The organism is Gordonia sp. LMA484, assembly GCF_058129505.1.
This window is the reverse complement of the sequence record NZ_CM176700.1, coordinates 4,134,804-4,147,546: the sequence shown is the minus strand read 5'-3', so window position 1 is coordinate 4,147,546 and position 12,743 is coordinate 4,134,804. Positions and strand designations below refer to the sequence as shown.

11 protein-coding genes are annotated in these 12,743 nt (G+C 67.1%); 7 read left to right on the top strand and 4 right to left on the bottom strand.

Translation table 11 applies throughout. The features are described from left to right. From cydB to AC4AMJ_RS18305, 4 genes are all read left to right on the top strand, one after another. Positions 1-1,083, top strand: a complete 1,083-nt coding sequence (cydB, locus tag AC4AMJ_RS18320; protein WP_489899600.1) for a cytochrome d ubiquinol oxidase subunit II — start codon at positions 1-3, stop codon at positions 1,081-1,083. Then, a complete protein-coding gene (gene cydD, locus AC4AMJ_RS18315; protein ID WP_489913753.1) occupies positions 1,080-2,822 on the top strand; it encodes a thiol reductant ABC exporter subunit CydD in 1,743 nt (580 codons plus the stop codon). The genes cydB and cydD overlap by 4 nt, the downstream gene beginning before the upstream one ends. 7 nt (positions 2,823-2,829) lie before the next feature. Next, entirely contained in the window at positions 2,830-4,575 is a 1,746-nt protein-coding gene (gene cydC / locus AC4AMJ_RS18310) for a thiol reductant ABC exporter subunit CydC (protein ID WP_489913751.1), read from the top strand. Between the two features lie 917 nt (positions 4,576-5,492). Next, positions 5,493-6,812, top strand: a complete 1,320-nt coding sequence (locus AC4AMJ_RS18305; protein WP_489913749.1) for a hypothetical protein — start codon at positions 5,493-5,495, stop codon at positions 6,810-6,812. A gap of 32 nt (positions 6,813-6,844) precedes the next feature. On the opposite strand, the gene AC4AMJ_RS18300 is transcribed toward AC4AMJ_RS18305, so the two are convergent. Beyond that, on the bottom strand, positions 6,845-7,438 hold the full coding sequence (locus tag AC4AMJ_RS18300) for a heme-binding beta-barrel domain-containing protein (RefSeq protein ID WP_489900768.1): 594 nt from the start codon (positions 7,436-7,438) through the stop codon (positions 6,845-6,847). A gap of 255 nt (positions 7,439-7,693) precedes the next feature. Here AC4AMJ_RS18300 and AC4AMJ_RS18295 point away from each other — a divergent pair, with 255 nt between their 5' ends. Continuing rightward, positions 7,694-8,143: an SRPBCC family protein gene (locus AC4AMJ_RS18295; RefSeq protein WP_489899609.1), complete on the top strand. Its 450-nt coding sequence runs from the start codon at positions 7,694-7,696 to the stop codon at positions 8,141-8,143. Between the two features lie 77 nt (positions 8,144-8,220). Here the strand turns inward: AC4AMJ_RS18295 and AC4AMJ_RS18290 are convergent, their stop codons facing one another. The 3 genes from AC4AMJ_RS18290 to AC4AMJ_RS18280 all read right to left on the bottom strand — a co-directional run bounded on the left by AC4AMJ_RS18290 (position 8,221) and on the right by AC4AMJ_RS18280 (position 10,865). Further along, positions 8,221-8,526: a DUF1416 domain-containing protein gene (locus AC4AMJ_RS18290; protein ID WP_489899610.1), complete on the bottom strand. Its 306-nt coding sequence runs from the start codon at positions 8,524-8,526 to the stop codon at positions 8,221-8,223. 2 nt (positions 8,527-8,528) lie between these two features. Next, positions 8,529-9,368: a sulfurtransferase gene (locus AC4AMJ_RS18285; protein WP_489899611.1), complete on the bottom strand. Its 840-nt coding sequence runs from the start codon at positions 9,366-9,368 to the stop codon at positions 8,529-8,531. 576 nt (positions 9,369-9,944) lie between these two features. Continuing rightward, positions 9,945-10,865 carry an LmeA family phospholipid-binding protein gene (locus AC4AMJ_RS18280; protein WP_489913747.1) on the bottom strand — a complete coding sequence of 307 codons (921 nt, stop codon included), beginning with the start codon at positions 10,863-10,865 and terminating at the stop codon, positions 9,945-9,947. Between the two features lie 147 nt (positions 10,866-11,012). On the opposite strand from AC4AMJ_RS18280, the gene AC4AMJ_RS18275 reads away from it, so the two are divergent. Together AC4AMJ_RS18275 and mshD are read left to right on the top strand one after the other, a co-directional pair. Further along, positions 11,013-11,801, top strand: a complete 789-nt coding sequence (locus AC4AMJ_RS18275) for a winged helix-turn-helix transcriptional regulator (protein WP_489899613.1) — start codon at positions 11,013-11,015, stop codon at positions 11,799-11,801. Beyond that, positions 11,782-12,702: a mycothiol synthase gene (gene mshD, locus AC4AMJ_RS18270; RefSeq protein WP_489899614.1), complete on the top strand. Its 921-nt coding sequence runs from the start codon at positions 11,782-11,784 to the stop codon at positions 12,700-12,702. The genes AC4AMJ_RS18275 and mshD overlap by 20 nt, the downstream gene beginning before the upstream one ends. The last annotated feature ends 41 nt before the right edge of the window (positions 12,703-12,743 follow it).

Below are 12,743 nucleotides of genomic sequence, written 5' to 3'. Positions count from 1 at the left end.
ATGGGACTGCCTGAATTCTGGTTTCTGCTCATCGCGGTGCTGTTCGTCGGCTACTTCGTCCTGGAGGGATTCGACTTCGGCGTCGGCATGCTGATGCCGTTCCTCGGCCGCAGCCACACGGGCGGTGACGACACGGTGGCACCGACCGATGAGATCGCCGATCCCGACAAGCGGCGCCGGGCGATCCTGAACACCATCGGCCCGGTCTGGGACGGCAACGAGGTGTGGTTGCTGACCGCGGGCGGAGCGATGTTCGCGGCCTTCGGTGGTTGGTATGCAACGATGTTCACGGCGTTCTATCTGCCGCTGTTCCTGATCCTGGTCGGGCTCATCACCCGCGTCTGTGCGATCGAGTGGCGCGGAAAGATCAACGACCCCAAGTGGCGTAAATGGGCCGACATCGGGATCGGGCTCGGGTCGTGGATCCCGGCGATCCTGTGGGGTGTGGCGTTCGCCAACGTGATCCGCGGGCTACCGATCGATGGCGATGCCCAATACACGGGCGGATTCTTCAATCTGCTCAATCCGTATGCCCTGCTGGGTGGGCTGACCACATTGCTGGTCTTCCTCACGCACGGCGCGGTGTTCCTCGCGCTCAAGACCTCGGGTGTGCTGAAACGCGACGCCATGACGTACGCCGCACGGTTGGCGATCCCGACGCTGGTGGTGGCAGCCGCGTTCCTGCTCTGGACACAGTTCGCCCACGGCAACGGGTGGACATGGATTCCGGTGCTCATCGCCGCGGTCGCCGCTGTGGTGATGGCCCTCGCCACGCAGATGCAGCGCGAGGGCATCGCGTTCGCCGCGACATCGGTCGCCATCGCGGGCACGGTGGCGACCCTGTTCTCGGTGCTGTACCCGAATGTGCTTCCGTCGACGACGGATCCGGCGTACACCTTGACCATCGACAACACGTCGTCGAGCCACTACACGCTGACCATCATGACGTGGGCGGCGCTCATCATCACGCCTGTGGTGATCGGGTACCAGGCGTGGAGCTACTGGGTGTTCCGGAAGCGGATCTCGGTCGAGCAGATCCCCGAACCGAGCGGGCTGCCGTCGCTGCGCGCGTCGGCGGAATGACCCAGGTCCGGCCCGAGGACTCCGTCGGCGTCACCGACGCGGCGCCGGGACGTGAGGCAGCGTCGTCCCGGACCGGACCGATCGATCCCCGGCTGCTCCGCTATTCGTCGGTCGCTCGCGGCTATGTGCTTGCCACCGCGGCGTTCTCGTTCGCGACGCTCGTCGCCGTCCTGATCACGGCGGCGATGGTGGCGTCGATCGTGTCCGAGCTCATCGTCGATCCCGCCACCCGCACGGTCGCAGCGCAGCAGACACATCTGGTCGTACTCGCCTGCGCGGTGGCGATGCGGGTGGTGTTCACCTACCTGCACGACCGCTATGCGCATCGGGCGTCGGCACGCGTGATCGCGCAGCTGCGGGCCCGCGCACTCGATGCGCTGACCGATTCCGCGCGTACATCGCCGCGCGAACTGTCGGCACGTCGGGACCACGCGGCGACGGTCCTGCTGCGCGGGCTCGACAGTCTCGGTCCGTATCTGTCGGGTTACCTTCCGGCGCTGATCGTCTCGATCACCGTCACGCCGACGGTCGTTGTCGTCATCGCACTGACCGACTGGCCGTCGGCGCTGATCATTCTGATCACCCTTCCGCTGATACCGCTGTTCATGGTGCTGATCGGACTCATGACCCGCGAGCGCACCGCACGCAAGCTGGCGGCGATGAGCAGGTTGAGCGCCCAACTGCTCGACCTCATCGCCGGGCTCCCCACCCTCCGCGCGCTGAACCGATCCCGAGGTGCGGCAACCCAGGTCGCGTCGCTGTCCCACGCGCACACCCGCAGCACGATGTCGGCGCTGCGGGTGGCGTTCCTCTCGGGTGCGGTCCTCGAACTGCTCGCGACGCTCTGTGTGGCGTTGGTGGCGGTCGGGATCGGGCTGCGTCTGGTCTACGGCGACATGAGCCTCTATGCGGGCGTCCTCGCTCTGGTCCTCGCGCCCGAGGCGTATCACCCGCTGCGGCAGGTGGGTGCACAGTTCCACAACTCCGCCGACGGCGTGGCCGCCGCCCGGGAGGTCGCCGATCTCATCGACGCCGGTGAGGATCATCCCGCGGCCCCGACCGGCCATCGCACGTGTTCGATCGCCGGAGCGACGATCGCCCTCACCGACCTGGGCGTGCACGGCCGCGACGGCTGGGCACCCCGACGGTTGGACGGCGAGATCGCCGCCGGTGCATTGACGGTGGTCACCGGTCCCAACGGCACGGGGAAGTCGACGACTCTGCTGGCCATGATGGGCCTGATCCGGCCCGACACCGGCTCCGTCCGGATCGGCACGATCCCGGTGCTCGAGCTGGAACCCGAGGCGCTGCACGCGCAGATCGCCTGGCTGCCGCAGCAACCGGTCGTCGTGCCGGGCACGGTCGCCGAGAATCTTGATCTGTTCGGCCGTCTCGACGACGTCACGCTGGAGCAGGCATCGTCCGCGGCAGGATTCGACGAGGTGCTGAACTCGCTACCGCAGGGGGTGCACACGGTGGTCGGTGCCGGTGGCGTCGGACTCTCGGCCGGGCAGCGTCAACGTCTGGCCCTCACCCGAATGCTCGCTTCGGATGCGCCGCTGATGCTCCTCGACGAACCCACCGCGCATCTGGATCAACAGTCCGCGGTGGCGGTGCTCGACATGCTCGCGACGCGTGCACGGGCCGGGGCCACCGTGGTGGTGGTGGCCCACCATCCGATCGCACGGTCGTTCGCCGACCACATCATCGACCTCGACGGGGTGAACCGTGCACACTGAGCCGCGGGTGTCCGCCCCGGTCGCAAGCGTCGATCCACTGCGTCGCGCATTCGTGTTTCTCGGACTGCACCGTCGTCCATTGGTGATCTCCGTGCTCCTCGGCGTCGGTGGCTCGCTGTCGGCACTCGGCCTGGCGGCGCTGTCGGCGTGGCTGATCACCCGCGCGTGGCAGATGCCACCGGTACTCTTTCTCTCGGTGGCGATCACCGCGGTGCGGGCCCTCGGCATCTCCCGGGGCGTGTTCCGGTACCTGGAGCGCCTGGCCACCCACGACCTCGCGCTCGGCGCCATGGCCACCGCACGCGAACGCGTGTACCGCACGCTGGCGTCCGGCGCGCCGGCCTACTCGGTGACCCTGCGTCGCGGCGACCTCCTCGGCCGGACCGGCGATGACATCGACGAGATCGGCAATGCCCTGATCCGCGGCGTGATCCCGATCGCGGTGGGAGCGGTGACCAGTGTGGCGGCGGTGTTGATCATGGCCATCGTGTCCGTCTGGGCAGCCGCGGTGCTCGCCGTCGCACTCGTCGTCAGCGGAGTCGTGGCGCCGTGGCTGGCCGCCCGCGGGTCGGCCCGGTCGATCACCGACGCGGCGTCATCGGCCGCCGAGGCGTCCGAGGCCACGGTGGCGGCCCTCTGGCACGCGCCCGAACTCACCGTGGCGCGACGTCGCGAGCGTGTCCTCGCGGCGGCGGCGGACGCCGACGCGGCGGCACTGGCTGCCTCGGACCGCGGGTTGCGTCACGAAGCCGCCGCGAGCGCCGCCACCCCGCTGTCGATGGGGGTGTCGTTGCTGGCCGCATGCATCATCGGCATCCACCTGGCGTCCGCTGTTCCCGGGTCGATCGCCGCAGTCGCGTCCGGCGACGGTCTGACACCGATGATCCTCGGGGTGTTGATCCTGCTGCCGCTGTCCGCGTTCGAATCCACCGGACCGCTCACGGAGGCGGGCATCCAGCTCGAGCGGAGTCGACAATGCGCCGCGCGGGTGATGGCGCTGGTCGACGAAGCAGGTACACCCGCGGTGGATCGGGAAGGCGGCGACGTCGGCGACCGGGTCATCCACCCCGGACCGGTCGGACTGTCGGCCGAAGGTCTGCGCTGGGGATGGCCGTCGGGCCCGGAACTCGGTCCCGCGGGCGGGCTCGATCTCCGACTGCCGCCAGGCGCCCGGATGGTGGTGATCGGACCCAGCGGCTCGGGGAAGTCGACGTTGGCACTGACGCTGACCGGTCTGCTCGCGCCGCGCGCCGGCTCCATCGACTGCCGCGACAGCGTCGGTGAGCCGGTCGATCCACGCGCGGCCACCTGCTATTTCGCGGAGGAAGGTCACATCTTCTCGACAACGGTCCGGCAGAACCTCTTGGTGGCCCGTGGCGATGCCACCGACGACGACGTGATCGCGGCGCTCGACGCGGTCGGCCTGGGTCAGTGGCTGCGCTCGCTGCCGGACGGTATCGACACCGATCTCACAGCCGGTCCGGACGCCGTCAGCGGCGGTCAGCGCCGCCGCATCCTCCTGGCCCGCGCGCTGCTGCATCCGGCGCCGGTGGTGGTGCTCGACGAACCGACCGAACACCTCGACGCCGCCGATGGCGCCGCCTTGCTGCGCCGCATCATCGCATCCGGCCCAGGCCTCTTCGGCGAACAAAGAACCGTCGTCATCGTGACGCATCACATTGCGGCACAAGATGTTCTGGCCGTGAATTCGGACTGTTCGGTGGTCGAGACGGCGGCCGCGCAGACAGCCTGAAAAAAGCGTTGCGACCGCTGCGGGGGCGGGCGTATCTTCGGCTGTACACGAGGAAGGAGGTGGTTCGAAGTTGTATGACTATTGGACACGTGAGGTGACCATCCGCTGACGCGGACCGTGGCTTCACTGCCACGGCGTGCGCGGCGGGTCCCACCCGCGACGATGCACCGTCCGTGCCGGCGAATCCCAGATGGTCACCCGGCCCCCGTACCCCGATCCTGTCTGATCGGCCCAGACCCGTTCGCGGGTGGTACGGGGGCCGCTTGCGTCTCGAGTACTTGCGCCTCGCCGACGGAACCCGGTTTTGCGTCGACGGAACCCGGTTTTGCGCCGAGGGAACCCGGTTTTGCGTCGACGGAACCCAGTTTTGCATCGGCAGAACCCGTTTTCGCGCCGACGGAACCCGAGTTGGCGCCGACGGAACCCGTTTTTGCGCCGAGGGAACCCGTTTTTGCATCGACAGAACCCGTTTTCGCGTCGACGGAATCCAGAAGCGGGACCGGAAGCGACTATGCGGACCGGTCCGGCCTGCAGCGGCCAGCCTCCGGCGCATCGTCAGGGCTTCGGTCGGTGACAAGGGGACCTGTCCAGATGCGCCGATAGGGTTCTGTCGGCGAGATCTGGGGTTCTGTCGGCGGGGTTTTGGGTTCCGTCGGCGTGATGTGGGGTTCTGTCGGCGCTCGGCGCTCGGCGCAGTCGGGACGGGCACTGCGCCCATATGTCCGTCGACCCGACCCGATGTAACGCACGTCACAGGGGCTGCGATCGGTAATTCAAGTAGTTGACTACTCGTGCCCCTCACGTGCACGTGGCGTGAACTGTTCACAGGCGTCGATCGGAGTTGATCACCGACCCAATCCGCGCCGGGCCGGGACGCGAATCACACATGGACGAAGAACTCGCCAAGGGAGACCGACATGACCACGACGCACGCACACGTGGTGCCAGACCTGGACGGACCGATCACCGGCCGGCTGACGGAACTGCAGGAGGGTGACCTGCACGTCGATGAGGATGTGCGCACCCGTTTCCTGACTCCCGACGACGCCGACTGGACCAACGACGGCGCTGCCACCTGGATCTCCGGACATGTCTCCGGGCTCACCTATTCGCGGCCCGCGGGCGCCGACCACCTCGTGTTGCACAACCAGGGCGTCGCCGACCTCGGGGTGCTGTCCACCCCGCAGCTCTCCGCCACCGACGACACCGTGTTCAGTCACCTGCCGGCCGGAGCATCGGTTGCGTTGCCCATCGCCGGGTTCCACATCGTGCAGACCGAACGGCTCGGAGGCCGGCCGGTGCTCGTGGGCCAGATCGTCGAGGGCCTCGACCCGCAGAGCGACGAACCACAGTTCATCCTCGACGGTCCGTGCCCCGGCGAGGTGCACTGGTCCGACCGTGATCCCGACGGGCGGTACTGGAAGCCCGGCGACGTGGACTTCGGAACCTCGAGAACCCCGTCGTTCGTCTTCGCCGACCCGCTGTCGCGCGGTGTGTACTACACGCGGATCGACGGCGAAGTGGCCATCCACAATAGCGGCGATGCCGAGGTGGCGGTGCTGACCGTGGGTACCGACGGCCCGCTCGATCTGGTCGTCGCCTCACCCGGAGAATCGGTGCCGGTGCCGCCGGGGGATCAGGTCTGCTACGTGCAGGCGCCCCGAACCGATTCCTGCCCAACGCTTCTGGGGGTGATGTGGTTCTCCGCCGGGGAACTGATGCCCAGCGACCTGCCGATCCCGACGCGGCGCGATCACCTCGATCACCACTATCTGACCCCGTGGAGTGCCGACTGGGACAGCGGCTATCCCGATCAGGTACACCTCGATGCGGAGGCTTCGGGCGTCACCTATCAGTATCGGAACAGTGCGGAGACCATGACCATCCGGAACACCGGCGACGAATCGATCGCGGTGATCTACAACCGCGATCAGGAGCGGGCGGTCGCCGAGATCGCACCGCGCAGCCGGAGGACCTTCCCGGTCCGCGCCGACGCCGACACCGGACAGGTGTTCTCCGTCGTCGGCGAGCGGGTGGACAGCCACCCCGGCCGCCCCGCAGGGCTGTCGTCGTCCGGCGCCCTGATCCCCGGGTCGCCCGGAAGACCTGGTACCGCAACCAATTACGGATCGGTCGTGATCATGCTCGGTGCGGTGGTCTACAGCGCCATCCCCAAGAAGAACCTGTATCTGGCGTGGTCGGATCGCCGACGCTGGCTGCGACGCGCTGACCACTGACCGGCCGCGACATCGCGACCGGGCGCGGTACGTCAGCCGGCGTAGCGACGCAGCTTGGCCGACAGACGGGGGATGAGGTCGCCGTCGGCGTCGACGCGTTCCTCGACGTAGGCGAGGTCGCCGTCCTCGACCAGACCGTACAGCCGCTTGGCCCCGCCGGTGCGTTTCCCGGAGTCGGATTTGATCACGACGTCGGTGGCCAGTTCCCACGACGTCTGGGTCAGTGGCTGACCGTAGAACAGCTCGACGGAACCTTCGGCGTGGGCGAGGAGCAGCTCGATGGAGTCGTCGGGGCCGATGCGCCAGTAGCCGGTCTCGCGGAGATCAGGCCGAACGAAACGCGCATCCTCGTCGATCACCCATGAACGGGCCTGCCAGTTGAGGAAGTTCTGCCCGTCGTGGCTGACGATGATCTGTTGAGCGAAGTGATAGTCCTCGCCGGTCTCCGGGTCGTTGGCCTCGCCCTCGCCCTGCCAGACCCCGACCATGGGCAGCAGGGCCAGCAGGCCCGAATGCAGATCGGCGCCGTGGCGCAGATTGGCCGTGTCGTGCGGGAGGGGGAGTTCGCCCCACTGCGGGAGGTTGCGTTCCGCGGTCTCCTTGGCACGCTCGGCCGCCAGGTTGATCGCTTCGTCGCCAGACCTGCGTCCGACCGGACGAGAATCGCCCGAATCGGCACCGCCCGACTCGGTGTTGTCCGCGTCGGCGGAACTCACGACTCGTCGGTGATCAGACGGTAGAGGACGTAGACACCGAACCAGGCGATCAGAATCGATGCCAGAATCAGCAGAATCTCGAAGAAAAGGACCACGCGCCGAGTCTAGCGCCTGGCCGCATCGTCATCGACCCGAGGTCCCCCGCGCGAGTGGTTGGATGGGTACATGACCGAAGAAGAGCGGATCTCACAGGCTTCTCTCCGAATGTCGGCGCCCGCGGCGCGCATCTTCGAGTTGATCGCCGACCCGGCCCGACAACCGGAGTGGGACGGAAACGACAACCTGGCCGACGCGCCCGGCGGCCACCGGGTGACCCGTGTCGGCGACATCTTCACGATGACCCTCACCAACGGTTTGGTCCGGGAGAACCATGTCGTCGAGTTCGACGAGGGCCGCGTGATCGCGTGGTGTCCGGCGGAGCCGGGAGGCGAACCCCGCGGACATGTGTGGCGCTGGGAGCTCAGTCCGGAGGGGGAGAACGCGACAGTGGTCACCCACACCTATGACTGGACGAACCTGCACGACGAGCAACGTCTGCCCCGCGCCCGATGGACCACCCCGGACCGTCTGCGTGCCTCGCTCGATCGACTCGCCGCCGTCGTCGAGGGCGCGTAGCGACAGGGCTGTCAGAGAAGTCGAGGGCCCGGCCACCTGTGTGGTGGCCGGGCCCTCGTGATGTCCGGGAGGACGAATTACTTCGAGACGACGATGTCCTTCTCGTGAACGCCGGGTCCCTCGGGTGCGATGGTCACATCGCCGTTGCCGACCGAGGACAGTGCGCGCAGCGTCCAGTTGCCGGGTGCGGCGAAGAACCGGAAGTCGCCGGTCGGGCTCGCCACGACCTCGGCGGTGAACTCACCGGTCGAGTCGAGCAGCCGCACGAAGGCACCGGCCACGGCCGCTCCCGACGAGTCGGTGACCTGCCCGGTCAACACGGTTTCCTTCTCGACGTCGACGCCGGCGGGCAGCTTCTGTCCCTGCTTGGGTGCAGCACACATATTTACTTTCCTTCTCCCAGCTCGACCGGGACGCCGACCAGCGACCCGTATTCCGTCCAGCTGCCGTCGTAGTTCTTCACATTCTGATGGCCGAGGAGCTCCTTGAGCACGAACCAGGTGTGGCTCGAGCGCTCGCCGATACGGCAGTAGGCGATGGTCTCCTTCTGGCCGTCGAGGCCGGCTTCCTTGTAGAGCTCGGCGAGGTCGTCGTCGCTCTTGAAGGTGCCGTCCTCGTTCGCCGCCTTGCTCCACGGCACGTTGATGGCGCCGGGGATGTGACCCGGACGCTGGCTCTGCTCCTGCGGGAGGTGGGCCGGCGCCAGGATCTTGCCGGTGAACTCGTCCGGGCTGCGCACGTCGACGAGGTTCTTGTTGCCGATGGCCTCGACGACCTCGTCGCGGAACGCGCGGATGCTCACATCCGGCTCGGCGGCCTTGTAGTCGGTGGTCGAACGGGAAACGGCGTCGGTGGACAGCGGCCGTCCGTCGAGCTCCCACTTCTTGCGTCCGCCGTCGAGCAGTTTGACGTCGATGTGGCCGTACAGCTTGAAGTACCAGTACGCGTAGGCCGCGAACCAGTTGTTGTTGCCGCCGTAGAGCACGACGGTGTCCTCATTGGAGATGCCGCGCTCGGAGAGCAGCTTGGAGAACTGCTCGGCATTCACGAAGTCACGACGGACCGGATCCTGCAGATCGGTCTTCCAGTCGAGCTTCACGGCGCCCGCGATGTGGCCACCGTCGTAGGCGCTGGTGTCCTCGTCGACCTCGACGAGGACGACGTTGTCGGTGTTGAGGTTCTGCTCAGCCCAATCGGCGCTGACCAGGACGTCGGAACGTGCCATGGTTGATCCTTCCCGGATACCTGAACGAAATGTGTTGTGCGTGTGATGCGGGATGATGTCGGCGCGGTGGTTCGTCGCGGATGAGTGGCCACCGAGAATGGTGTCCGGACTCGGACGAGTGATGCCAGATGTGCAAGAACTGCCGCGGCCGCCATCGTGAATGTGAACGCGCCGAGCAGGCGCCGCGCTCACCGTTCTAACGACAGCAACAGTCGGCGACGCGACAGAAGTCGATCGCACGACGGCGAGTGAGCATGAACTCACGGCGGCGTTGCATGGCCCTAGGGTACACAGAGCCGACCCTGCCTCCCAAACCCGGCCGATGGGAGCCGAGAGAACCCTGAATTTCACCGAGAGAACCCGTCGTCAAGAGCGAATGCGCCGGTTGCGTCGCAGGTCGAGGGTTCTCTCGGTGAAATTCAGGGTTCTCTCGGCGTGATGGGGGGTTCTCTCGACGAAATGCGGGGTTCTGTCGGCGTGATGCGGGGTTCTGTCGGCGTGATGCGGGGTTCTGTCGGCGTGATGCGGGGTTCTGTCGGCGTGATGCCGGGTTCTGTCGGCGCAGCCGCACCCTGGTCAGAAGTCTCGCGGCACGAGGTCCGACTCGCCTTGTGTGCCAGCGAGCACCACGTCACTTCCTTCGCTGTGAGCGCGAGTGGGCGTCACATTCCATGGCATCGGCAGGCGGGGGAGGGTCGTGGTGAAGCGGGACAGCACATAGGAGCGGAGGTCCGGCGCGACATCGGAGTCGATGTGGCGTTCGGGGCCGGTATAGAAGCCGGTTGCTTCGATGTGCAGGCGCCCGTCGACGACAGACAGATCGACCTCGACGCTGACCTTCACCGTGGGGCCGGGGTAGGCCGACGCGGATGGCGGGATCGGGCTGTCGGCGTCCACGGGTGGCAGGGGCACGGTCCCGGACAGGAGGACACCGCTGGAACGCTCGAGTAGGCCATCGGAGGGGCCGCCCCCGCCGGCGCGGTCGGTCGGTGCGGGCGTGTTGACCGTGAGGTCGAGGATGCCCATCATGCGACCGAGGTTCACCGAATCGAGCCGTGTGTAGGCGTCGATCGACGAAGTGTGCACTATGTCACTCGATTCGATCTGAAACCCGTTGACAACCGACGTACCGTCGAGTACGGCGCCCAGTTCGGCGTGACATCCGCCGGGCGGCGGACACCCGATCGGCACCCCGCGCGCGGTGATCACCGCCCCGGCGAAGTCGCCTTCAAGTGAATGGCTGATGAACGGGAAACCGCTGATGGTGACCTCGGGATCGTAGATCACGTGCGGTGACGAGAGCAGCGCGCGAGAGAAACTGTGTTCGCTACGCATGGCGACCGCCGTATCGGCCAGGAACGCACCGATTGTGACCAGGGTCACGAGAATGATGCCGATGCCCAGAACTCGACGTCCGGGGTGGCGTCGGCGTGGTCGGGGCTCAGGCGTGCGCTGCCGACCGCGCTCGGTCGCCTTGTTAACAGCGAAACGCGACATTGGCGCTATTCTGTCATCTATCGCGCACACGTTGGTAAGGCGGCGTAAACAATCGACCGTCGCGCGAAAGACGCCGAACCGGGCTCGACGGTGCGTTCCGGGGCGGCGCGACCTTGGGTTTGGGGAACGACGAGATCGGAGTGGTTCATGGATCTCTTGCTGTTGACGGCCGACCCTAATCCGGAATCCGTACTGCCATCGCTTTCACTGCTCGCGCACACGGTTCGAGTCGCACCAACCGAGGTGTCCTCGTTGATGGAGGCCGGTAACGCCGACGTCGCCATCGTCGACGCCCGCACCGATCTCGCCGCTGCCCGCGGCCTCTGTCGGCTGTTGGGCAGCACCGGTTCATCGGTTCCGGTCGCGGCGGTGCTGACCGAAGGCGGACTCGTCGCCGTCAATGCCGACTGGGGGCTCGACGAGTTCCTCTTGCCGGCCACCGGTCCGGCGGAACTCGATGCGCGACTTCGGTTGCTGGTGGTGCGGACCCGGGGCATGACGTCGGAGGAGGCCAGCGGCAAGGTGACGCTCGGTGAACTCGTCATCGACGAGGGCACCTACACCGCGCGTCTGCGTGGTCGTCCGCTCGACCTGACCTACAAGGAGTTCGAACTCCTCAAGTACCTCGCCCAGAATGCCGGCCGTGTGTTCACCAGAGCGCAACTGCTGCAAGAGGTCTGGGGCTACGACTTCTTCGGCGGCACCCGCACCGTCGATGTCCACGTGCGTCGTCTGCGCGCCAAGCTGGGTAGCGAGCACGAATCCCTGATCGGCACGGTCCGCAACGTGGGCTACAAAGCGGTGCGCCCCAATCGGGGTCGACCGGGTGCCGGTGACAGTTCGCTCGACGTGGTCGGCGACGAGGACGACGATCTCGGCGCGGACGATCTCGACGGCCCGTTCGATGAGGAGTTCAGTGCGAGCACCGGGAACTGAGTCCGGAGTCGAGCCGACGGTCCTCGATCGGCTGACCCCCGAGATGGCTGCTTTCGCACACGGATTGGTGGCGTCGGCGACCACCGCGGACGGCGTCTCCCCGCTCTCCGAGCAGGCGGTCCACGCGATCGACGCATCGGCCGACTCGGGTGTGCGCCATCTGATCTCCGGTGCCGGCTACGCCAACGTGCTGCCGGGTCGGCCCGGCGAGTCCGCGATGGTCGAGGCCGTCGTCGACCCGGCCGACCGGCGCAGCGGATTCGGTCGGGCGCTGGTGTCGTCGGCGTTCGCTGTGGCATCGGATCTGATCGCGGACCCGGGCCCGCAGGCGTGGGCGCACGGGGATCTGCCCGGCGCGGTTGCGCTGGCCGCGTCGATGGGTCTGGCACGGCGCCGCGAACTGCTGCAGCTCCGACGCCCGGTGGGTCCTGATGCCGAGTCGCTGCCTGCCCTCGAGGTCGCCGAAGACCTTGTGCTGCGCACCTATTCGGGGCCAGGTGACCACGCAGAGATCCTTCGCGTGAACAACGCCGCCTTCGACTGGCATCCCGAGCAGGGTGGATGGACCCTCGATCAGATCGATGAGCGTGTGCGCAGCGACTGGTTCGACGCCGACGGATTGTTCCTCGCGTTCGACAGCCGAGATCCTGCGCGACTGCTCGGATTCCACTGGACGAAGGTACATGACCAGTCCTTGGGCGAGGTCTACATCGTCGGTGTCGATCCCGCGGCGCAGGGTCGCGGACTCGGGCGGCTGCTGACTCTGGCCGGACTCCATCATCTCGCCGATCGCGGTGTCGCCGAGATCGAGCTCTACGTCGAAGGCGACAACACGGCGGCGCTGCGCACGTATGAACGACTCGGGTTCACCCAGTACGCGATCGACGTCGCGTACGGATGATTTGATCGCGCGGATGGCCCGGTTCGTGCGGCTGGAAAACC

What these genes read in the sequence shown, in the direction of transcription:
- AC4AMJ_RS18305 (WP_489913749.1), top strand. Translation starts at nt 5,493, where the DNA reads ATGACCACGACGCACGCACACGTGGTGCCAGACCTGGACGGACCGATC.
- cydD (WP_489913753.1), top strand. Translation starts at nt 1,080, where the DNA reads ATGACCCAGGTCCGGCCCGAGGACTCCGTCGGCGTCACCGACGCGGCG.
- AC4AMJ_RS18295 (WP_489899609.1), top strand. Translation starts at nt 7,694, where the DNA reads ATGACCGAAGAAGAGCGGATCTCACAGGCTTCTCTCCGAATGTCGGCG.
- cydB (WP_489899600.1), top strand. Translation starts at nt 1, where the DNA reads ATGGGACTGCCTGAATTCTGGTTTCTGCTCATCGCGGTGCTGTTCGTC.
- AC4AMJ_RS18275 (WP_489899613.1), top strand. Translation starts at nt 11,013, where the DNA reads ATGGATCTCTTGCTGTTGACGGCCGACCCTAATCCGGAATCCGTACTG.
- AC4AMJ_RS18285 (WP_489899611.1), bottom strand. Translation starts at nt 9,368, where the DNA reads ATGGCACGTTCCGACGTCCTGGTCAGCGCCGATTGGGCTGAGCAGAAC.
- AC4AMJ_RS18280 (WP_489913747.1), bottom strand. Translation starts at nt 10,865, where the DNA reads ATGTCGCGTTTCGCTGTTAACAAGGCGACCGAGCGCGGTCGGCAGCGC.
- AC4AMJ_RS18290 (WP_489899610.1), bottom strand. Translation starts at nt 8,526, where the DNA reads ATGTGTGCTGCACCCAAGCAGGGACAGAAGCTGCCCGCCGGCGTCGAC.